The following is a 23,535-nucleotide window of genomic DNA, read 5'->3' on the forward strand; positions in this document are numbered from 1 at the left end:
TAAAATGGGGGTAATATATATGAAGCGTACAAATAGAAGTTCTGGGCCGAAAAATCAATTGTTTAGTCGATTGATGGTACTAGGGTTACTTTTGATTGGATTGCTGATTATGTGTTACCCTTTTTATATTGATGCGGTAAATGGCTATATCGACCAATATCGGATTACGAAATTTGAACAAGAAATGACGGAGCGTAATGCTGAAACCGTCGCGGCACAAAAGAAAAAAATGGAAGAAAAGAATAAGGAAATCGCTAAAAATGGTTTAGTAGCAAATTCAGATCCATTTACTGATATTTCAGAAAATGAGATCACCTCAAATGCAATGCGGAAAGAACATTTGATTGGATCGATTAGTATTCCTAAGATCAAAGTTACGATTCCTTTATTTGATACGACCAATGACTTCTTGCTACAAGACGGTGCAACAGTATTAGATGATTATTCGATGCCGACTGGCGGTGAAGATACGCATGCCGTGATTGCAGGACATAGAGGACTAGCTCAACGAAAACTATTTACAGATCTAGACAAAATCAAACTGGGCGATACTTTTGTTATCAATGTATTAAATGATAATTTAGCTTACGAAGTTGATAATATCCAAGTCGTAAAACCGAATGATATCTCAGCGCTTGCGATCCAACCACATCGCGATTTGGTCACGTTAGTTACATGTACGCCTTATATGATCAATAGTCATCGTTTATTGATTACAGGCCATCGCGTACCGTATACACCGGTGATTGCCAAAGAAGTTGCAAAAGGAAATCAAGGAATGAATTTGCAACGAATCTTGATTTTAAGTGCCTTTGTCACAGTTACTCTAACTATATTTGCCACGATGGGCTATATGATCTACCGTGCACGTCAAACGACAAGAATGATCACGATTCGTTTACTTGTAACTAATCAAGAAAATCAACCGCTGGCACATGAGCAAGTGTTGCTATATCCCAAAAAAGGTAGTCAACCATTGATGGAAAATGGACGCCGAATGATTCGGACGACAAACGCTCTAGGGATTGTAGAATTCAACTATTTAAAAGCAGATATCTATCGAGCAAAGTTAGTCTATCATGAAGATGTCGAAGTATTTGTTGGCATCAAATCGAAGAAACAAAAAGCGATCGAAGTCTATCAAGTACAAGTAAAACATCAAACACATCAAAAACAAAAGGATTGTCAAATCTCGCTTGTTCAACCAAGAACGTCATTTGCAATCTCTTAAAGAACACATCCGTTTAAAATAGGATGTGTTCTTTATTTTAGTCCGAAAAATATGCAAGATATAAAAAAAAATGAACTTTAAAATTTGTTATTTTTTGATAGAATTAAATTATCAAAAGTTATTGAAACAATATTTTTATAAATAACCTTATATATATTATTGTTTTTTTATTAGTGATTTTAAAGGAATCGAATACTGACAACCGTTATTCAAAAAAATATCTTCTTTTGCTTTTTAATCTAATAAAAATAAGTATCTTTTGATACCTCCCCAAAAAACCTATGAAAACAAGCAGAGCAATGGATGTTTCGTTAAAACCATCCGTTGCTCTGCTTGTTTTGCTATGCATAATAATGCCATAATTTTTTTAAATCACGTATACTAGATAAAAACAAGTGGGAGGAAATGACGATGACTTCAGTAATGTGGTTTCGTAAAGATTTACGAATTTCAGATAATAAAGCACTAGCAAAAGCTTGTGAGGAATCAGAGGAATTGATTTTATTTTTTCAATTAAATCCAGAACAATTTATCGAAGGCAGTCCTAATCATCAGGCCTTTTTTTCAAGTGTAGCGTATCTAAAAAAACAAATCGATCAACATCGCCACTTGCATGTTCATTTTGGAGATCCTAAAGATTCATTTAAAGAACTATTGAAGGCTGTGCCAGAAATTACAGATATTTATTTTAATACTGATGAAACGGGATATGGTGCTACTCGTGATCAAGAAATGCGTACTTTTTTTAAAGAACAAAAGATCCAAGTCCACGAATTTATGGATGGGTATCTGCATGGAGCAAGAGAAATTACACGAAATGGTAACTATTACAAAGTCTATACACCGTACTATAAAAAATGGATCGAGCAAGTGAAGGAAAGTCCAATCGAAGTGGATTTAAGCAAAACGACAGTAAAAAGTCAGCTGATTTTTGAAAAAGAAGAAGCGCGATTCGAGACGTTTTGTGAGCAATTACCTGTGCTTGACGATCAGCCTTTAGGTGAAGCCTATGCAATAGAACGACTGAAGAAATTTGTCAACGAAGATCTTAAAGTATATGATCAAAAGCGCGATATTCCTGAAGCAGATCAAACCAGTCGCTTGTCTCGTCACTTGCGTACCGGTGAAATTTCGATTCGTACCGTTTGGCAAGCAGTTCAAAAGGCACCGAATTCGACCGGTAAAACGACATTCGAAAAAGAATTGTGCTGGCGTGATTTTTACCACATGATCTACGCAGCTTTTCCAAAACAAAAAGAAGAAAGTGTCCAAGAAAATTATCGATATGTCGAATGGGAAAATAAACGAGCTGACTTTAAAAAATGGCAAGCTGGTCAAACGGGGTTTCCAATCGTGGATGCGGCGATGCGTCAGTTGAATGAAACCGGCTGGATGCACAATCGTTTGCGGATGATCACAGCTTCTTTTTTAACTAAGGATCTTTTAATCGATTGGCGTTGGGGTGAAAAGTATTTTCAGCAGATGCTAGTTGACTATGATCCGGCAAGCAACATTGGCGGCTGGCAATGGGCGGCTTCGACAGGTACCGATGCAGTTCCTTATTTTCGAATTTTCAATCCGACTACGCAATCCGAAAAATTTGATCCAAAAGGAAACTTTATTCGAACTTTTGTACCAGAGTTAAAAGCAATACCAAATAAATTTATCCATCAACCTGAAAAAATGACCGAAGCCCAACAAAAAGAATATGGGATCAAATTAGGTGAAACGTATCCGTTACCGATAGTGGACCATAAAGAACAACGTAAAAAAGCACTTGCAAAGTATGAATTTAGTAAAGAAAGAGCACAAGAATAGTATTGCGAAAAGACTTACAGTACTGTAAGTCTTTTCTTTTTGTTTAATTCTTGACTTCAAAAAATAGTTCGATTAGAATAATAAACAAGAAGTGACGAAATGTCACTTTTGAAGGAGCGAGTAAAATGCCAACACAAACTTTTTATAATTTAGCCGATGAAAAACGTATGTTGATTGAAGGAAGCTTAATCGATCTGTTCAATGAATTCCATATTAGTCAAGTCAAAGTAGCGCAAGTCGTAGAAGCGACTGGAATCTCACGAGCAGCGTTTTATAAATACTTTGTCAATCTAGAAGATGCCCATCGGTATATTGTCCAAAAATTTGCCAATCAGATCCATCATGATATTTTAGATGCAGTCATGGCGACACCAGAAGACATATTCTTTGGTTTGAAAGAATATTTGATAACAAGTCTGACGCTCGATCGTTTGAGCCAAGAATTCAAAGGATTACACTTATTGCTTAAAGGAGAGACGACGACTTTATATAAGCGCACAACAGTCGACGAGAGTAAACACTTCATCGGTCAGTGGATGCGTTTATTAAAACAAAATCAATTTAACATCGAGACGAAAGAAGAAGCACATGCGTTTTTATTCTTTTTAATGGATCTGGTGACAGATTCCATCACTTCAGCGCTCGTCAATGAATGGACTGAAGATGAATTAGTAGCTGATTTTGATTTTCGAACACAATGGTTAATTAAAGGCTTAAGATAAAATTGGAGGGATAAATGATGTTTTTAGCTTTAAACGAAATTCGACATTCAAAACTACGGTATAGTTTAGTGATCGGTGTGATGTTTCTGATTGCTTACTTGGTCTTCTTTTTAACAGGCCTATCTTATGGGTTAGCGCAAGAATTTCAAATGTCGATTGATAAATGGCAAGCCGATAATGTTATTTTAACAAGTGTTTCAAATGATAATTTAAATATGTCGATGATTACGCAAAAAGAATTCGATGCTATCAAAGCAAGTGATAAAGCAGGGTTAGTTCAAAAACCAGGTATTTTGGTCAAAGGTAATGATCAAGATGATAAGGTAAACGTTACGTTTTTTGGAATCGACAAAGAGCAGTTTATTGCGCCAAATATTATTGAAGGAAAAATGTTTAGCGAAAAGAATGAAGCAGTGGCCGATGAAAGTGTGAAAAAACAATACAACATCAAACTGGGGGATACAGTCAGTGTAGCTGGGACAGGTGAAAAAGTAAAAATCGTTGGATTTACAGATAAAGCAAGTTACTCTGCCTCACCTGTTCTTTATGTATCGTATGCCACAACGACCGATTTAGGTGGTGCACCCACTAAAAATAATGAACAAATATATAATGCAGTTGTGACCAGAGGGACTGTCAAAGATCTACCAAAAGGTTTAGAAAAATTAACGATCGCAACATTTATTAATAAATTGCCAGGATACAACGCACAAGTATTAACATTTAGCTTTATGATTGGCTTTTTAGTCGTGATTGCTGCTGTCGTGATTGGGATTTTCGTGTATGTACTTACGATGCAAAAAATCAATATCTTTGGTGTGATGAAAGCTCAAGGGATCTCAAGTGCCTATATCGCACGCTCCGTAATTGCACAAACGTTCTTTTTAGCTGTCGTAGGAGTCGTTGTCGGGTTGCTTGCAACACTAGGTTCTGCATTGTTGTTGCCTCAAGCCGTACCATTCCAAGTGAATACGATGTTCTTTGTAGGTATTAGCGTCTTGATGGTGGTCATTGCGATCTTAGGTGCCGTGTTCTCAGTACGCACGATCGTGAAGATCGACCCATTGAAAGCCATTGGATAAGGAGGAGATTAGATGAAAGCTATTGAATTAAAAAATGTAACGAAATATTTTAAAGACGGCGACGAAACGATCGAAGCCTTGAAACCTACTAATTTTTCGGTTGAAAAAGGCGAGTTTGTGGCAATCATCGGTCCTTCTGGTTCGGGGAAAAGTACCTTTTTAACGATCACTGGAGGCTTACAATCGCCTTCTGAAGGAGAAGTATTGATCAACGGTCAACCATTTAGTGATAAAAAAGAAAAAGAACGTGCTAAATTACGATTTGATGAAATTGGTTTTATCTTACAAGCATCAAATCTCGTTCCGTTTTTGACCGTCAAACAACAAATGAAGCTTGTGGATAAAGTGACAAGGGCAAAATCTAAAATCGATGTTGAACAATTATTCGAACAATTAGGCGTAGCAAAATTAAAAAATAAATATCCAGAAGAATTATCTGGAGGAGAACGTCAACGAATCGCGATCATCCGAGCGCTTTACAATGATCCGACGATTATTTTAGCCGATGAACCAACTGCGAGTCTAGATACAGAGAAATCGTATGAAGTGGTTAAAATTTTAGCAAAAGAAACAAAAGAAAAAAATAAAGCAACGATTATGGTTACACATGATATTCGTTTAGTTGATTTTTGCGATAAAGTATACGTGATGAAAGATGGCGTATTGACACAAAAAGATCATGTAAAAGCCGAGGAAGTTTAAGGGGGAAATGATGAAAAAACTAGTCAGAGTAAGTATGTCGTATATGATCATTGGATTATTATTGGGGGTTTATTATAGAGAATTGACTAAATGGTTTGATTTTAGTGGGAAAACACAACTAAGCACCCTACACACACATACGTTAGTCTTGGGGATGTTTTTCTTCTTGATTGTGTTATTATTAGAAAAAAATTTCCATATTATGGCACATAAATGGTACAAGCGATTTTATATCACGTACAATATCGGTTTGGGAATCACCTTATTACTTATGCTGATCCACGGAACAATGACCGTGATGGGGATTGAAAGTTCAGCAGCGATCTCAGGTATTGCCGGTCTAGGGCATATTATCATGACGATCGGGTTAGGTTTTTTCTTTGCTGTATTATTTGGTTCAGTAGAAGAGCATGCGTAGAGCATGTTCTTTTTTTGTCATAAAAAATAACGTGTTATTTAATTAGCAGAAAAAAGCGCTTGAATTTGAGCAACATTCTAGGCATGAAAATGGAGATATGCTACACTTTGCTTATCAAGTGATAAGGGGGAGGAAGGCATGTCACAATTTTTCAAATTATTTTTAACAAGTGCGATTGTCTTTTTGATTTTTGACTTATTTTGGTTGTTGGTAGTATCGAAAAAAATGTATCAACATTTTATTGGACAACTAATGGGAGAAGTAAAATTGGCTCCAGCAGTGATTTTTTATGTGCTTTATGTGATAGGTGTTGTCTTTTTCGTATTATTACCAGGAGTCGAAAAACAGAGTATTCTTTATACAATCGGTGCGGGAGCATTATTTGGGTTGATTTGTTACGCAACGTACGATTTGACAAATTTAGCCACGCTTAAAGATTGGCCAGTGAAGATGACGATTATCGACCTTGCTTGGGGGACTGGTGTAACCGCTGTGACGTCGGCAATTGTTTATATGATCCAAGCGAATTTTTTTAAGGGAATGTGAATGAAATGAAAGAATCAGAAGGAACCAGGTTACTCGAAGGCTTTTTGAATGGGGCTAAAGAAGTCGTCAATCAAAAACAAGAATTGAATCGAATCAATGTATTTCCTGTAGCTGATGGAGATACTGGGAGTAACTTGGCTGCTTTGATGCAAACGATCTTAGACCAAGTTTCCATACAAACAAACAGCATCAAAGATGGATTGAACCAATTATCAGAAGCGGCAATGATGGGTGCTAGAGGAAATTCGGGTATGATCTTTGCTCAATATTTTTATGGGTTAAGTACTAGCTATGATGATGCACTCGTAGCAGAAAAAGCACTTGTTTATGCAGCACAAGAAGCGTCAAAAAAAGCATATCAAGCTGTCTTGGAACCAAAAGAAGGTACGATTTTATCAGTTATGCATGTGTGGTCAGAACATCTCGTTGAGCAGATCGAACACGGAAATACCCTGATTGAGGCGTTGACGGTTGCAAAAAGACAGACTAAAGCAGCGTTGGAACAGACACAGTTCCAAATGGCTGTACTGAAGAAGAATAAATTAGTCGATGCAGGTGCAAAAGGATTTTATTATTTTATTGCCGGTCTAACCGAATATTTTTGTAATGGGGATGTCTCTCACTATGAAAAGATGCAAGTAGATCAACAGGAAGCAATCGAAGAACATTTTCTAAGCGAGGCACCTAGATATCGTTATTGTTCAGAATTTTTAGTCAAACAGTTGACGATAGAATTTGACACATTTAAAGCACAACTGGCACACTATGGTGATTCTTTGGTTTTGATTGGTGATCAAACACAAGTAAAGATACATATCCACACTAGTGAACCTGCACGATTGATGTCTTATTTAGTATCTAATGGTCAAGTGACGTATCAAAAAGTCGACGATATGCAATTGCAATATCAAATTGGACAAAACGCAAAAGCAAAGATTGCGATTGTAACCGATTCGATCGCAGACTTACCAAAAGATTTTAGCTTGGAACATCAAGTACATGTGTTACCGATGAATCTTTTACTAGATGAAGAAACATTTTTAGACAAATTGACTATCGAACCAGATTATTTACAGCAACGACTAAAAACAGCTAAAAGTATGAGTACTGCGCAACCAAATATAAAAACGGTCGATGCCTTGCTTTCGTTTTTAGAAGGGAAATATGATCATGTGTTGGTTATCAGTGTAGCGGCTAAATTAAGTGGAACGTATCAATTGATCACCCAACGCATAAAAGAAAAACAGCTCTCTTCTAACTGGATTCAAGTAATCGATTCGAAACTCAATTCGATTGCCCAAGGATTACTTGTCAAACGAGCCGTAGAGTTAGTTGAGGCAGATAAATCATTTGAAACAGTCGTGAATGAATTGCGGTCCTTGCGTGAACGTATTTTTATATATGTAGCAGTAGCGGATTTAGATCCGATGATTCAATCTGGCAGAATTCCCCAATTATTAGGAAAAATCGCTCAAAAAGCCTCTGTCCATCCAATCGTCAGTCTAAATGAAGAAGGCGATGGCAAGTTGATTGGCGCTTCTTTGAGTCAAAAACAAAGTTTGAAAAAAATCACAAAAAAGGTTAGCGGATTTGCTAACAAACAGCGTTTAGAAGCAGTCTATGTCACACATGTGTTCAATGAACAAGCAGCACTTGATTGGAAAACGAGCTTAAACGCACGAGCGATACCAGTCGATGCGATCGTAGAAAGCTCAGCAGCGATTGCGATCAGTGCGGGACAATCAAGTTTAGCGATCGCCGGGGTATTAAAGGAGGAAGAAAAATGATGTATGGGATTGTTGCATTTGCATTACTCATCTATTTTATTTGTTGGTTTATTATTTCAAAAGGCAAACGCAAGTATTCGTTAGTCGATATTGCTTGGGGTGGGGGGTTCGTTGTAGTAGCTTGGGTCGGTTTGATTGCTACAGATTTGATCACATTACAACAATTAGCCATTTTAGTACTCGTGACATTATGGGGTGGAAGATTATTTACCCATCTTGCTCGTCGCAATTGGAACAAGCCAGAAGACTATCGCTATGTGAACATGCGTAAACGCTGGGGGACAAAATATGTCGATATCAAAGCGTTCTTAAATGTATTCGTCTTGCAAGGCGTATTATTATTTATTATTGCGCTACCGATCACGTATACATTTGCTAACCCAAATGAATCCATGATGTGGTGGCAATGGCTTGGCGTTTTGATTTGGTTGATTGGCTTTATTTTTGAAGTTGGCGGCGATCGTCAATTAGAACAGTTCAAAAAAAATCCACAGAATAAAGGCAAATTACTAACAAGTGGTTTTTGGTCGGTAACACGTCATCCAAATTACTTTGGTGAAGCCGTTTGTTGGTGGGGCGTATTTTTAGTTGCGCTGACAAGTTGGTCGACATTATGGCTGATTTTAAGTCCAATCTGTATTACATTGTTGTTATTATTTGTTTCAGGAGTTCCATTATTAGAAAAGAAATACCATGATCGTCAAGACTTTAAAGAATATGCAGCACATACTGCAAAATTCTTTCCAATTATTGGGAAAAAAGGGCTATAAGTGTAGCCTTTTTTTTCTACCAAAAAGGGGGAAAATCGATGTTTTTAGCATTAAATGAAATCAAACATTCTAAATTACGTTACACATTAGTCATTGGTGTGATGTTTTTAATTGCCTATCTGGTCTTTTTTTTGACAGGATTAGCTTACGGATTAGCTCAAGAAAATCGAATGGGAATCGATAAATGGCAAGCAGATAATATTTTATTATCCAGTGAAGCCAATGATAATTTGAATATGTCGATGATCGATCCTAAAGATTTTGATAAGGTTGATGTCAAAGACAAGGCTGAATTGTCACAACTTTCTGGTATCGTCTATCGTGAAGGGGATAAATCAGAAAAAGAAAATGTCAGTTTCTTTGGAATCAATCCAGATCAGTTTATTACTCCAGAAGTTACAGAAGGAAAATTATTTACAAAAGATAATGAGGTCGTTGCCGATGAAAGTTTAAAAATCAATGCAGGGTATAAAATCGGCGATACGATCATCTTAGCAACAAATGAAGACGAATTGACTATCACAGGATTTACAAAAAATGCAAAATTTAATGTGGCACCAATCCTGTACACAACGCTAGATACGGTCCACAAACTAAAATACGGTGAACGTGCGCAAATGCAACCGATGAAATTAAATGCCATTGTGACAAAAGGGAAACTAACGGATGTACCAAGTAGTTTACAACGTTTAACGATTTCAACATTTATCAATAAACTTCCGGGATATAATGCCCAAGTGTTGACTTTTGGTTTTATGATCGGCTTTTTAGTCGTCATCGCTGCAGTAGTTATTGGGATCTTCATCTATGTTTTAACGATGCAAAAAACGGCGATTTTTGGTGTGATGAAAGCCCAAGGAATCTCTAGTAGTTACATTGCCCGCTCTGTTATTGCCCAAACGTTCTTTTTAGCGGTTGTGGGTGTTGGGATCGGGTTGCTTGCTACGATCGGCTCAGGACTTGTATTGCCAGAAGCGGTACCGTTTCAAAGTAATGCGTTATTTTTTGCCGCAGTCAGTATTATGATGGTTGTCGTTGCAATCATTGGAGCCTTTTTCTCAGTTCGTACTATTGTCAAAATCGATCCATTAAAAGCCATTAGTTAGGAGGAAAATAGATGAGCGCGATAGAAATGAAACACGTGACCAAGCAATTTCAGGATGGTGATGAGACGATTCATGCGTTAAAAGAAACGAATTTTTCAGTAGATAAAGGAGAATTTGTAGCTATTATTGGACCATCGGGATCTGGAAAAAGTACATTTTTAACCATTATCGGAGGCTTACAGAGTCCAACTTCAGGTGAAGTTTTGATCAACGGCCAACCATTTAGTCAGAAAAAAGAAAAACAACGAGCGGCTTTACGTTTTAAAGAAATCGGCTTTATTTTACAAGCATCAAATCTTGTTCCGTTTTTGACCGTCAAAGATCAATTGAAATTAGTCGATAAAGTCACGAAACAAAAAGCACGGTCAGTTGGAACAGAATTATTTACTCAACTAGGCGTCGAAAAATTAGTTTCAAAATATCCAGAAGAGCTTTCAGGAGGAGAACGTCAACGAATCGCTATCATCCGTGCTTTATATCATGATCCTACGATTATTTTAGCTGATGAGCCCACTGCAAGTTTAGATACGGAAAAAGCCTATGAAGTGGTCAAAATTTTAGCAAAAGAAACGAAAGAAAAACAAAAAGCGACGATCATGGTCACGCATGACCTCCGTTTAGTCGACTATTGTGATAAAGTATATATAATGAAAGATGGAGAGTTAACCGAAAAAAAAGAAAAGTCAGGTGAATAGTACATGGAAAAAATTATAGTGGTTGGAGCAGGCGTAGCAGGATTAAGTGCAGCTGTTCGTTTACAAAATCTGGGTTATGATGTTCATTTATATGAAAAAGACGTCAAGCCTGGTGGAAAAATGAATCAAATCGAAAAAGATGGCTTTCGTTTTGACGTAGGACCAACGATCGTGATGATGCCCGAAATTTATCGTGAGGTGTTTGAAGTCTGCGGGAAAGATCCTGATGACTACATTCCAATGGAAAAAGTCGATCCAATGCTAGAATTGTTTTTTGCAAACGACGACCCATTGCTATTTTCAAGTGACCTTACGACGTTGACAAAAACGTTAGAAGATATCTCAGAAGAAGATGCGCAAGGCTATTTTGCCTTTTTAGCGGATATCTACAAACGATACTTGATTGCAAAAGAACATTTTATTATGAAATCGTTCCGTGGTCCGCTTGATTTTTATAATCCAAAATCATTGTGGGCGGGTGTTCGTTTGCGTACGTTTAGCGATGCCTATTCTTCGATCTCTAAATTTGTCAAAGATGACCGCTTGCGTAAATCGCTTGCCTTTCAGACATTGTATATCGGTGTTTCACCGTATCAAGGTCCATCATTGTATACGATTATTCCGATGATCGAGCTCTTTTATGGGGTGCATTTTATGAAAGGTGGGATGTATACCTTAGCGAAATCATTAGACCGATTGTTTAAAGAATTAGGTGGAACAGCTCATTATGGTACACCAGTCGATGAAATCGTCATCGAACAAAAGTCTGCCAAAGGAATCCGTATTGGCCAAGAGATGATTGCAGCCGATGCTGTCGTGTGTGGAGCTGATTTTCCATATGCAATGAAGCATTTGATCCCTGACGAAAAGAAACGCGGAAAATATACTAACAAAAAAATCGATAAAATGGAGTACTCATGTTCTTGCTTCTTGATGTATCTTGGCTTAGATAAGCATTATCCAGGAGAGACGTTACATAGTATTTATTTTGCTGAAGATTTTGAACGCAATGTGAGTGATTTGTTTGAAGACGGGGTACTTCCAGAAGATCCTTCATTTTATTTGTATCGACCAACTTTACTTGATAAAGATTTAGCACCAGAAGGCAAGGAAGGCCTGTATGTCTTGATTCCAGTACCAGAAGTGTCAAAATATAATGACTGGTCAGATCAGGCGATTCAAACGTATCGCAATAAAATTGTTGAGTTGATCCAAACGAAAACGCAATTTACAGATCTAAATGATCATATCGTGTTTGAAGAATATTACACACCAGATAAATTCAAGCAACAATTCAATGCCTATAACGGTGCGACATTTGGACTGAAGCCAATCTTGTCACAAAGTAATTACTATCGCCCACACAACAAATTTGATTATGCAGAAAATCTTTATTTCTGCGGAAGTAGTACCCATCCTGGAGCGGGAGTGCCGATCGTCATGCAAAGTGCTAAACTTGCAGTAGAGGAGCTGGTCAAAGATGATCAATAATCAATATACATTTTCTTCTCAGCAAGCTGATTTTTTAGCTTGCGAGAAGATCATCAAGCATCATTCGAAAACGTTCTATTTTGCTTTTTCAAAATTACCCAAAGAGCAAGCTCAAAGTATTTTTGCGATCTATGCATTTTGTAGAGAGGCAGATGACATCGTTGATTTAACTAAAGATCGCGCAAAACTAGAGGCCTTATATCAAAAATTAGTTGCATTTGAGCAAGGAAATATTCCGAACGAACCGATTTTCAGAGCGTTAGCGGTGGTTTTTCAACACTACCCAATGGATATCGCACCATTTTATGATATGTTAGAAGGCCAAGCAAAAGATCTAGAATTCAGACAACCCAAAACATTAGGTGAGTTAAAAGAGTATGCTTATTACGTTGCAGGAAGCGTCGGGTTGATGTTATTGCCATTGCTATCACGGTATCCTGAAAAAATCCAAGAACCAGCTAAAAAATTAGGAGAAGCAATGCAAATCACTAATATTTTACGTGATATTGGTGAAGATTATCGTATGGGACGGATTTATTTACCAATGGAAGATATGCTTCGCTTTGATGTTTGTCCATATGACTTGGGTAAAACTGAACCAACAGAAGCAGTAGTGGAATTATGGGAATTTCTAGCACAAGAAGCGGAACGGTTGTACGATGAATCATTTGAAATGCTGCCATTATTGGAAACTAAGGCACAAAAGCCTTTATATCTAGCTGCGACAGTCTACCGTGAGATTTTAATGGAGATTCGTCATAAACAGTATCAAATGTTAACCAAACGGCAATCGGTCAGCCGATTTAGAAAGTTGGAGTTATTTCAACAAGCGACCAAACAAGTTGCGCGCCTGATAGCAGGTGAGGCAAATGTATGAAGAGATCTTAGATGTAGCAGAAGAATTATTTATGGTCCAAGGCTATCGAGCGACGTCCACAAGGCAGATTACCGAAAAATTAGGTGTGACACAACCAACGTTGTATTATCATTTTAAGAAAAAAGAAGATATCTATTATCATGTGATGTTGCGTTTATCCGCAACTGTTGAAGCGCAGTTGCGGATTATCGCGAATGACGAAGCTCTATCAGCTGAAGAAAAAATCTTACATATGGCTTTATTCCTACAGCAAAAACATCCATTTAATCTTTTTGTGATGATGCATGATATCCAACATTCTCTATCCAAAGAAATGTCACAGAAACTATACCGATTGTGGACGACTTCTTATAAAACACCATTTATAGAGTTATTTGAACAAGCGGAATTTCATTTAAAATCAGAAATTGATCCGACATTTGCTGTCAGTCAATTATTTATTTTGATTGCTGCTTATTTAGAGACACCGAACCGACAAAGCGATTTAGCTAAAAGTGTTCAGGTATTTTTATATGGTGTTATGGCAACAGAAATTAAAGAGTAGAGGGAGTAGTGAAATGAAAAAGTGGCCCCGTTGGAAAAAAATTGTTGGAATTGTTGTGTTTGTACTACTCGTTGTAGTCATTGCCAGTACAGTTTTTATCCAAAAGAGTTGGTATCCTGCAACAGTAGAAGCACAAAAGCAAAGTCAAGTCGCTACATCAACCAAAAGCTATGACCTTTATACAAGTGGACAAAAAGGTGCAACGAGTATCATTTTCTATCCGGGTGCTTTTGTGGCCACAGCAAGTTATAGTAACTGGGCATCGCAACTGGCAGCGGCAGGAATCAATGTTTATGTGCTAAATGTTCCGCTTGATTTGGCGGTGTTAGCACCAGACGCAGCGAATACGATTCTCAAAGCACATCCTGACGAAAAATTTATTTTAGCGGGACATTCATTAGGTGGTGTAATGGCAAGTCGTTTTGCCAAAGAACATGCAAGTCAAGTAGCTGGAGTTATTTTTTTGGCGAGCTATCCAGATAAAAAAGGTAGTTTAAAAGAGGAAACGTTCCCGGTTTTATCCATTACAGCTTCAAACGATGGAGTTTTAAATTGGGCTAAATATGATGAAGCGAAGCAATATTTACCTAAAGATACAACTTATGTTGAAATAAAGGGTGGAAACCATGCTGGTTTTGGAACATATGGCGATCAAAAAGGGGATGATACTGCAACGATTTCTAATGCGATGCAACAAACTAAAATCAGTACCTATATTATGGAATGGATTGCGCAGTATATTCTACCAAAAACTTCTTAATCTGTTCGATTAAGAAGTTTTTTTTTGAGGAGTGATCAGATGGAACAAGATAAAGAACACTTAAAAGCATTTCAACGTTCGTGGGCCTATCATAAATATTGGGTGATGCTGCACTCGCAAAAAGCCTACGAAGAAATTCGAACACTTGCTAAATTTAACGATTGGAATGAAGCAAAACAATTGCGCTATGAAGCGATTTTAGCAGAATGTACTACTCTAAAGCCAACTCGGGGAAGTACGATTAATACCTGTTTACATGTTTGGGGGTACTTTAAAAAAGAGGCAACTGTTGAGGAGAAAACACAGTTTTTTACGTGGATTGAAGAAGATCCCATTCCGGCAATATTAATCTTTGATTGGTTACATGATCTTTCCGTTAAATATAAAAAACGTTATTTAATCAACAACAAACTTTTTGAAAAAACATGTGAAAAAAAGACTTAAAAAGTTTGAATTTTTTATGAATTTCGCTATAATTGGGGTGTAATTAAAGAATTTAACATGAATGAAATTATTTGGAGTATTTGCTAGTGATGTTGATATGAAAGATGGTTTGATTCATGTTTTTTTATCTATATTGTGAAAAAGATTCAATAACTTTCGTTTTATTAGAAGTGATTAAAAATAATTAAACCTTAAATTGAATGTTTTGTCACAAAAAAAGGAAGTGATGTAGTGAAGCAAGAAAACAAGATTCTACACTATATATGGAATATCTTTTTTTATACAGTAATCGTTCTATTTTTAGTTGGTGCTGGTTTATTTGCTTTTATGCAGCAACAAGACCGATCGGTTGGAGGATACCGATTATTTGGTGTTTTAACGGACTCGATGATTGCGCCAGGAAATACATTGAAAGAGGGTGGTTTTCGTTCTGGAGATATCGTCATTACTAAAGAGGTCGATCCTGGTAAGTTAAAAGTAGGTGATGTAGTTACCTTTCGTTTGACACCAATCGATGGACAAAGTGAAGAAACTAATTTTTTAACACACCGGATCATTAAACTGACTCCTCAAGAAAATGGTCAGATTCAAGTGACCACACAAGGTGACGCCAATCGCTCGTCAGATCAACCAATCAACGCAGATAAGATTGTGGGAAAAGAAGTGTTTCGCATCCCAGCGATCGGTGGTTGGCTATTGTTTATTCGTGGACATTTATTATTATCGCTTATGGTTCTAGTGGCTGTCTTAGCACTAGTTTGGGGAATAACGCAATTATTTTCAAAAGATCCATCCTCAATAAAGGAAACATAAGAAAAAATCAAGATTGGGAGGAAATAGAAATGAAGAAAAATAATCGGAAGAAGTGGATTGCAGCTGCAACTGCGCTCGCTGCAGTCGGAGTATTAGTCGGAACATTTGCTTGGTTTACAAGTAATGACCAAACAGTCAATAAATTTGAAGGTGGCGTAGCCGGAAATGACGTAGAAGTAGTCGAAACCTTTACACCGCCAACAGATTGGAAACCAGGACAAACGGTAGAGAAAAAGGTGGGTGTGTTAAATAGTGGAACATATGATTCATTCACTCGCGTTTCTCTATCTGGAAAATTAACAAAATTAAAAGATCCTAATGGGAAATTAACAACTGATGTCAGTGTACTAAATAATAAAAATGCAGACCAAGTGTATTTATATACGTATAGTGGATCTCTAAATGGATTTACTGAGATTCCTTCAACAAGCCTAAAATACACGACAAAAGATAGCAATGAAGTCACGACAATTAAAGACGGAGCTCCTTCATTTACTGTGGCTAGTGGTGCTTATGCAGGAACATACACTCTAAGAGTATTGGTGAATGCAGACGGACAATATACTTCTTATTGGAATAATCCAGCTAATAATACCAAATATTATGCTAAAGTCGGATCTTACAGTAAAGATGGAAATACTGTAATATTGCAAACAAATCCACAATTTGAATATTTAGATTTAACACCAGATACACCTGTTACCGTGGATTGGTTAAAAACTAAACCAACCGTTACCGTACAGGATGACGGCACGGCTACAGTAACATCAAATGCAGATGAAAATATTCAAATCCATTTTGTTAATTTATCGAAAACTCCTACTACAGGAAAATGGTTCTACAATGATGATGATGGCTATTTTTACTATGTTGGTAAATTAGCACCTCAAGAAACAACTGAATTATTGATTGATTCGGTTACGCTAAACCAAAATGCGGATAACAGCTATACTAAGGTCAAATATGATTTAACAATCAATGCAGACGGTATCCAAGCGCGTAAAGGAGCTCCATCAAGTGATCAGTGGGTCAATGGAACGAATGATACCTTGCGTACTGCTTTAGAAGACTTAGCTAATTAATTAAAATTTAACTGGAAATAAAGCTAGTAGGCAGCAGCGTGCTAGCTTTATTTTGAAATAGGAGGAGGAGTGGATGAGAAAAATCATTTTTTCATGTCTTCCGTTACTCTTTTTGACGAGTTGCTTTTTTATGCTATCGACAGCACGTGCGCAAGAATTACCTTCGAGTCTATTGATTGGAGACAATGAAGGCATCAAGGTACAAAATAATGGTGAATATTTCGTCAATGTGACTGATGTCATGCCTGGAAAAAGCTGGTATAAAAAACTAACGATTCAAAATACTGAAAAAGATGTACCGTATTCACTGACTTTACAGATCTCGCCAGCGAAAGTATCGGGAATTTTAGATCTATCAAAAGCGATCCAAATGAAATTGACCTATGAAGGGGAAGTCGTTTACGAAGGGCCTGCTTCAGGAATCAATGATACGCAAAATTTACAACAAAATCCTTTGTCGCTCGGGACATTTGCCTCAGGAGATAAACGGATCTTTGAAGTCGAGTATTCGCTGTCGGAAAAGTATACGAGTAAAGATTTTGAAGTCAAAAATACGATGGAAAATGTTTGGACGTTTTCTGCCATTAAAAAGAAATCTTCACTACCAAGTACAGGTGGAAATACGAATAAACCGTTTGGGAATCTACCGATGACCAACGAACAACTAAAAAGTGGCATGGTGATCGGTTTATTGTTATTAGGTCTTTGGGCGATTTTATTAATTCTTCGCAAACGTACTCAACAAAGAAAGGTGTGAGAAATGATGAAAGATAAACTAGTTCAGTCAATCAAGCGTTATCCAAAAGTCGTTCTCCTCCTTTTTTTATTAGTTATTAGTGCGAGTAGCTTTACCGTTGGAACGTATGCGTGGTATGTCTCGTCAGATCAAACGGAAAACAAATTTCAAGGTACCGTTTTTCAATCACAAATTGCAGAAGTCTTCGCACCCGTGGTGGACTGGCAACCCAATCAAACCAAACCAAAACAAGTTTCGGTTCAAAATGCAGGAGAAATGCCTTCATTTGTACGATTATCACTTTATGAATTTTTAATTGATTTTAAAATCAACTACGAAGATCAGTCTGGCAATGCGAATTTAGAACAACTTAAAGGGCCTACTGCGAATCCCATCGATGAAAAAAATACCGATACATGGGTCAAACAACATTCATATTTAGCTAATGATGGTAATTACTACTTAGCCAATCATGCTTGGATTCCTTCGACTGATCCTAGTAAACAACAAATGTTTACTTATAATCCAGATCGAACGTTAGACCGTAATGAATTTGCTTATAGTAGTCAAACGTATCAACAGTTAAAATATTTTCAACTTAATTTTACTAACAATCTAATGACAACTGTGCAAGCAAACACGCAAAATGGTTACTGGTTATATGAAAAAGGTTATTTTTATTATTCAAAACCTTTACAACCTGGAGAAACAACAAGTGATTTATTAGAAAGTGTTAGGTTAGCATACAACTTTCCAAACAAGTATAAAAATGCGCTCTACACGATCAAAGTATTTATGGATGCACATGATCCAACCGATTCTATCTACGCTAACTGGGGGATCTCAACAGATAGTGAAGCCGGAAAATTAATCAAAGCACAATTAAATTAGGAGGGAATAGAAGATGAAGTTACATAATCAAAAAAACAAAATGATCCTCATCGCAAGTTCCCTCTTTATTTTATTGATGGGCATTGGGATTTTCGGTGGATACACATACGCTTCATTTACCGATAAAGACAGCAGAGATAACGGTTTTGTTGCTACTGGGTTAAAGGGAACGATTAAAGAAGATTTTCCTAAGCCTGGAACAGTAGAACCAGGAAAAACCTATACTAAAGAAGTGACGATCAAAAATGAAGAACACGCACCATTTTTTGTACGCATTTTAGTATTACCAGAAATGACCTCACAAGACGGGATTCTTTTACCAGCAAATATCGGGCAAGAATTAGTCATGGATATAGGAAATGATTGGCAATTAGGCGAAGATGGATTCTATTATTATAAAAAAGTAGTCGATTATAATGAAACAACAACACCATTATTTACGAAAGTCAAAATTCCAACGAGTTTAGCAGATACCTATAACAATGCGAACTTAACGATCAATGTTAAGAGTGAAACGGTCTCAGCAGCAGGGATTAATTACCGCGATGCATATTTTCATGGTGTGACACCGACTGAAACAGACTTAAAAGCGTTAGATACTCTATACAACTCACTTTCGATCAAAGGAGGAAACTAATCATGCACTTATTCAAAAAAACACTTAAATCATTGTTTCTTCTTTTGATCTTGATGGGGGTTGGATTAGGGGTAAAAGGTGCGACGATTCAAGCGGTCGATGAATCAGCAAGTCGTGGATTAAATGCAGATGGCTTATATGAATATACAGATAAAGAGTTAGGCGTAGGCTTTACAAATTGGCAAAATGATGGAACGATAAGTTTTGAGCAAGAATTTTTGAATCTCGATAAAAAGGGAAAACCTGCTTCTAAACAAATCTTGACGTCTATAGTAGGTCGTAAAAATTTGTATCAACAGATTAATACAATTACAATAAGATCGCTATCAAAAGACACAGTTCCTTATTACAGTAATAGTTTTAATGCGATTGCTGTCAAAGGAGCGGAAGACCCTACACTTTATGCGCAAAGCTCAAGATATAAAAACAGCGTGCTTTTATCAAACAGTGGAACTGGTTTTTTCTACGATGTGCCGTTTGATACGAATACTTCAGCAATTCCAGGAAATAAAGGCATAAACGCGGGTCCGTCAATAACCGTTTTTCCAAATTATGCAACAGATAAACAATCATCATTTAATATCTATTTAAACCCAAATCAATCGGCTGTTCCAAGTCTTCCTGCAATAGGAGGAGCCTCTAATTTACAGTCGGTTTATTTTTCACAAGACAGTCCACAAAATAAAACTATTACAGCAACAATGAAAGTCAATTTGTACTATCTGGCTGCTAACTCAGGAACAGAAAATACATTAGGTTCTATTGGGTACACGGGGAATCCTTCAGTCGCTGTTCCCCAAATGACCAAAATTCTCTACCGTGATGTGAATAATCCAAAACAAGATATTAGTCCAAGCAAAACTCTAGGACAACGAAAAGAAGCGGGTGGTACGGATACCGGGATGTATATGGAGCCACTTAGTGCATCGAGTATCCCCATTTCTGGGTACACGTATAAAAATTATCAAGTATTACTTGGTAGAGGAGATAAAAACGATGTTTATACTTCAGAAACTAGGGCTGTTTCTGCCGATACCACATGGGAAGGTGCTCAAAATACTAGTGGTAAAGCGCATCGCTATATTATTTTTTATTACGAAAAAAAACCTGATACAGGAACTATAAAAAAAAGCAATGATAAAAAAGATACTGGTGTGGTAGTCAATTCGAGTACACCAGACAATATCGTGACCTATACGTTAAATGTTACCAATACTTCTGATCATGATGTCAAAGGATTTGAAATGCAAGATACCTTGCCAAGTGGAATGTCAAATATCACTAACAGTTTGAGCGGAAGCCCAAGTAACGTTCAATTAAATGGGACAGCATTATCTGCCACAAGTAGCACGAGTAATGACTACTATAGTTATAGTGCTACGAATAATACTTTAAGCGTCAAACTAAATAAAACGGCAATCAAACCTCAAGAAACCGTAAAAATTACGTATCAATTAAAAGTAAAAACGGGCACAGTGGGAGAACAGAAAAAAAATACAGTTATTTTAAAGAGTTCTACTGGTGAAACTTTAGACAAAGCAGGCTCTACTTTTAGCATTAACGAACCACCTAGTGGAATACTTACGAAAACCAATACGGCAGCAAGTGCATTGATTTTAAATCAACCGGTCACTTATACATTAAATGCGACCAATACCACAAGTGCCACGACTTTTAATAACGCAAAATTGGTCGATGTATTGCCAAATAATTTAGCAAGCCCAACCAATATTAAATTAAATGGCATAGCACTGAAAACAACAGGTGATAATTATTATGAACTAAGTGGACAGAAACTTACGGTCCATTTTAAAACAATAGCACCTAAACAAGTGATGAAGGTGACGTACGATACTTATCCAACAGCTGTCGTGTCACCGTTAGTCAATAATGCGGACTTTTTACTTTCAGACGACACCTCACTAGCGAAAGCCAAGTCAACGGTCAATGTCGTCGATACAAAAGGAAGCGTGACGAAAGTAAATGATGCGACCGCACCGATTTTAGCCAATAGTATGGTGAATTACACGATCACCGCGACTAATGAATCGACGGTGGCTTTGAGTAAGTTCAAATTAGTCGATACATTACCTAGTGGTGTTGCTTTGACTAAAGACTCAACCATCAGTGTTGCTGGAACTAAGATCAGTTCAAAAGCAGATCTTGAAAATAGTGGTGGGAATGTTGCTACAAGTGATTATTATGAGTGGAATAGCACCAGTCAGATACTCACGGTTTATTTCAATAAAACGACGCTTAATCCAAATGCCAATGTAAAAGTCGTGTATTCAGCGCAAGCTTCCAAACCAGGAACGCACACGAATACTGTTGAATTTAAGGATCCTAATAATAAAACTTTAGGAAATGCTTCGTCAGAGATTCAGGTATATCAGGCATCATTGACAAAAACAAATGATAAAGCCAAAACCGGTGCTATTGTTGGACAAACGGTAACATACACATTGACCGCAAATAATTTAGCCTCTTCTGCTGGTGATATTAAAGGATCATTCATTTATGATGATCTGCCAACGGGAATGGGAGTGCCGCAAAATGTCTATCTACAAGTCATTCCGAGTGGAACAAGCCCTTCAGATAATGCTAAAGTAAAACTTCCAAATACTGGTGGATCTACGACAAACTATTATACTTTGGATAATAATAAAACAAGATTGACGATCCATTTTAATGGCACGACATTTAAACCTGGAGATCAAGCGGTTATCACTTACGAAAGTGTAGTTACTGCGGGGAATACGGGAGATACAAAGAAAAACAGTGCTGATTGGCGTAATTCTAAATCAACATCGATGGCTAAAGCCGATTCCACTTTTCCGATTGTCGCTGAAGCATTTAAAGCAAGTTTAACTAAAACGAACGACAAAGCAACATCTGGAACGGTACGTGGTCAAGATGTTACCTATACGTTGAGCGTAAAAAATGATATGACCTACACCAATTTAGAAGATGCGTACGTTCAAGATACATTCCCAACAGACATGTCAAAACCAAAACAAGTGACGGTAAATAACGTGTTGATCAGTCAAAAAAATGCCCAAGATCAAACGTTAAACTATAACTACTATACGTGGGATAGTGGGATTTTAACGGTTTATCTACAAGGCGCGAGTATTGCGCCTGGAAAAACGGCTGAAATCAAATACACGACGACACTAGCTAGTTTAAGTACAACGTCTTCTGATGCAGAAAAACAAGCCGTGAAAAAAGAAAATACAGCAAAACTGTTTAGCGTAAAAAAAGATGAGCTAGAGACTGCAAAATCTGAGTTTCCGATCATCAAAGGCGAATTGACCAAAACCAATGATCAACCAGTGGGGGTAGTCAAAGTTACCCAGAAAAAAGGTGAGAGTGACGCTGCTTATCAAACTAGAGTGAAAAATGATACGATTGAGTATACGTTGAAATTTAAAAATACCTCTTTGATTAATTTAAGTAATACATATATCAAAGATAAGTTACCTGAAGGATTAAGTGAACCTAAAACAATTCTTTTAAATGGTAAAGTACTCGCTAATGGTGATACAGCGAAACTCGAAAATGGCTATTTGATTATCAATTTAAATTATACGGTACTTCAACCTAATGTCGAGCAAACACTTACTTATAAAGCTTATGTGACGTCTGATGAAGTGCAATCGCCATTTGTAAATACGGCAGAATTATTTACACAAGACAATCATTCCCTAGCTAATTCAGAGTCAACAGTAAACTTATTCAAAGGGAGTATTGTCAAAGAAAATAATAAACCCAATGGAGCCTTTACAGGCGATGTAGTGCATTACACGATCGATGCAAAAAATGCTGAGAATTCGTCTATTTTAGAAAATTCTTATATTAAAGATAAGTTGCCGACCGGAATGTCTACGCCAACCAATATTATGATGAATGGTAAAGCATTAGTTGAATTTGACAAAGATACTTCAAATACTGAAAATCGTAACAACACCGATACGTATGAATTCGATACGAAAAACAATATTTTGATTATCCATATCAATGGTAGTGATATTGCACCAGGTGAAACTGTTAAGATCGAGTATGACAGTACGATTACAGCAATAAATAGCGGCGAAGTACAAAAGGTAAATACAGCCACGTTTTATAAACGGGGTAGCCGTGATGCAAATAATAAGTGGGTCGATCACGAGCTAGATACTGACAATTCGACCGTTAAACTCGTAAAACCAACTAAAACGGTCAAACTCAATATCAAACAAGAGTATTTTACCACTTCACAAAATAATCGTTTAGTCTATCCAAAAACAGGTTATTTTAACTTAAAGAATCTATCGACGGCAAGTAATCAAGTCGTTGAAAGTTATTCTGTGACAAGCAAATCTTACGCAATCGACAGTCCGGATG

The 23,535-nt window shown here is 37.0% G+C and carries 22 protein-coding genes; all 22 read left to right on the forward strand.

All coding sequences use genetic code 11. The annotated features are described in order from the left end of the window. The first annotated feature begins 19 nt into the window (after positions 1–19). Positions 20–1,231, forward strand: a complete 1,212-nt coding sequence (locus QZ413_RS05765) for a class C sortase (RefSeq protein WP_297077421.1) — start codon at positions 20–22, stop codon at positions 1,229–1,231. 411 nt (positions 1,232–1,642) lie between these two features. Next, the gene (locus QZ413_RS05770) at positions 1,643–3,049 is read left to right on the forward strand and encodes a deoxyribodipyrimidine photo-lyase (protein ID WP_297077423.1); all 1,407 of its coding nucleotides are present in this window, start codon (positions 1,643–1,645) and stop codon (positions 3,047–3,049) included. Between the two features lie 125 nt (positions 3,050–3,174). Further along, positions 3,175–3,771 carry a TetR/AcrR family transcriptional regulator gene (locus QZ413_RS05775; protein WP_297077425.1) on the forward strand — a complete coding sequence of 199 codons (597 nt, stop codon included), beginning with the start codon at positions 3,175–3,177 and terminating at the stop codon, positions 3,769–3,771. 17 nt (positions 3,772–3,788) lie between these two features. Beyond that, entirely contained in the window at positions 3,789–4,853 is a 1,065-nt protein-coding gene (locus QZ413_RS05780) for an ABC transporter permease (protein ID WP_297077460.1), read from the forward strand. A 12-nt stretch (positions 4,854–4,865) separates the two neighbouring features. Next, a complete protein-coding gene (locus QZ413_RS05785) occupies positions 4,866–5,555 on the forward strand; it encodes an ABC transporter ATP-binding protein (protein WP_137614765.1) in 690 nt (229 codons plus the stop codon). A 10-nt stretch (positions 5,556–5,565) separates the two neighbouring features. Beyond that, positions 5,566–5,973: a DUF2871 domain-containing protein gene (locus QZ413_RS05790; RefSeq protein WP_297077429.1), complete on the forward strand. Its 408-nt coding sequence runs from the start codon at positions 5,566–5,568 to the stop codon at positions 5,971–5,973. A gap of 138 nt (positions 5,974–6,111) precedes the next feature. Next, a complete protein-coding gene (locus QZ413_RS05795; protein WP_137614767.1) occupies positions 6,112–6,519 on the forward strand; it encodes a DUF2177 family protein in 408 nt (135 codons plus the stop codon). A gap of 5 nt (positions 6,520–6,524) precedes the next feature. Further along, positions 6,525–8,306, forward strand: coding sequence for a DAK2 domain-containing protein (locus QZ413_RS05800; RefSeq protein WP_297077432.1), 1,782 nt, complete (start codon positions 6,525–6,527; stop codon positions 8,304–8,306). After that, the gene (locus QZ413_RS05805) at positions 8,303–9,076 is read left to right on the forward strand and encodes a DUF1295 domain-containing protein (RefSeq protein WP_297077434.1); all 774 of its coding nucleotides are present in this window, start codon (positions 8,303–8,305) and stop codon (positions 9,074–9,076) included. Before QZ413_RS05800 ends, QZ413_RS05805 begins: the two co-directional genes overlap by 4 nt. 38 nt (positions 9,077–9,114) lie before the next feature. Next, positions 9,115–10,182 (forward strand): ABC transporter permease, encoded by a 1,068-nt coding sequence (locus QZ413_RS05810; RefSeq protein ID WP_297077435.1) that lies wholly within the window; start codon positions 9,115–9,117, stop codon positions 10,180–10,182. An 11-nt stretch (positions 10,183–10,193) separates the two neighbouring features. Beyond that, positions 10,194–10,877, forward strand: a complete 684-nt coding sequence (locus tag QZ413_RS05815) for an ABC transporter ATP-binding protein (protein ID WP_137619599.1) — start codon at positions 10,194–10,196, stop codon at positions 10,875–10,877. Positions 10,878–10,880: 3 nt separating this feature from the next. Further along, complete coding sequence (locus tag QZ413_RS05820) at positions 10,881–12,368, forward strand: NAD(P)/FAD-dependent oxidoreductase (RefSeq protein ID WP_297077438.1); 1,488 nt, start codon at positions 10,881–10,883, stop codon at positions 12,366–12,368. Next, on the forward strand, positions 12,358–13,245 hold the full coding sequence (locus QZ413_RS05825; RefSeq protein ID WP_297077440.1) for a phytoene/squalene synthase family protein: 888 nt from the start codon (positions 12,358–12,360) through the stop codon (positions 13,243–13,245). The genes QZ413_RS05820 and QZ413_RS05825 overlap by 11 nt, the downstream gene beginning before the upstream one ends. Further along, positions 13,238–13,789: a TetR/AcrR family transcriptional regulator gene (locus QZ413_RS05830; protein ID WP_297077443.1), complete on the forward strand. Its 552-nt coding sequence runs from the start codon at positions 13,238–13,240 to the stop codon at positions 13,787–13,789. The genes QZ413_RS05825 and QZ413_RS05830 overlap by 8 nt, the downstream gene beginning before the upstream one ends. A gap of 13 nt (positions 13,790–13,802) precedes the next feature. Next, positions 13,803–14,549, forward strand: coding sequence for an alpha/beta hydrolase (locus QZ413_RS05835; RefSeq protein ID WP_297077445.1), 747 nt, complete (start codon positions 13,803–13,805; stop codon positions 14,547–14,549). A 39-nt stretch (positions 14,550–14,588) separates the two neighbouring features. Then, on the forward strand, positions 14,589–14,993 hold the full coding sequence (locus QZ413_RS05840) for a YbgA family protein (protein WP_297077447.1): 405 nt from the start codon (positions 14,589–14,591) through the stop codon (positions 14,991–14,993). Between the two features lie 231 nt (positions 14,994–15,224). Then, the gene (locus QZ413_RS05845; protein WP_297077449.1) at positions 15,225–15,806 is read left to right on the forward strand and encodes a signal peptidase I; all 582 of its coding nucleotides are present in this window, start codon (positions 15,225–15,227) and stop codon (positions 15,804–15,806) included. Positions 15,807–15,835: 29 nt separating this feature from the next. Further along, positions 15,836–16,888: a BsaA family SipW-dependent biofilm matrix protein gene (locus tag QZ413_RS05850; RefSeq protein WP_297077451.1), complete on the forward strand. Its 1,053-nt coding sequence runs from the start codon at positions 15,836–15,838 to the stop codon at positions 16,886–16,888. Positions 16,889–16,961: 73 nt separating this feature from the next. After that, positions 16,962–17,645, forward strand: a complete 684-nt coding sequence (locus QZ413_RS05855; RefSeq protein ID WP_297077453.1) for an LPXTG cell wall anchor domain-containing protein — start codon at positions 16,962–16,964, stop codon at positions 17,643–17,645. 6 nt (positions 17,646–17,651) lie between these two features. After that, positions 17,652–18,515: a BsaA family SipW-dependent biofilm matrix protein gene (locus QZ413_RS05860; RefSeq protein ID WP_297077455.1), complete on the forward strand. Its 864-nt coding sequence runs from the start codon at positions 17,652–17,654 to the stop codon at positions 18,513–18,515. A gap of 13 nt (positions 18,516–18,528) precedes the next feature. After that, positions 18,529–19,152, forward strand: a complete 624-nt coding sequence (locus tag QZ413_RS05865; RefSeq protein WP_297077457.1) for a hypothetical protein — start codon at positions 18,529–18,531, stop codon at positions 19,150–19,152. Positions 19,153–19,154: 2 nt separating this feature from the next. After that, the coding region (locus QZ413_RS05870) for an isopeptide-forming domain-containing fimbrial protein (RefSeq protein ID WP_297077459.1) at positions 19,155–23,535 on the forward strand (4,381 nt) is incomplete at its 3' end.

The sequence above is a fragment of the uncultured Enterococcus sp. genome (assembly GCF_913775425.1).
GTDB lineage: Bacteria > Bacillota > Bacilli > Lactobacillales > Enterococcaceae > Enterococcus_G.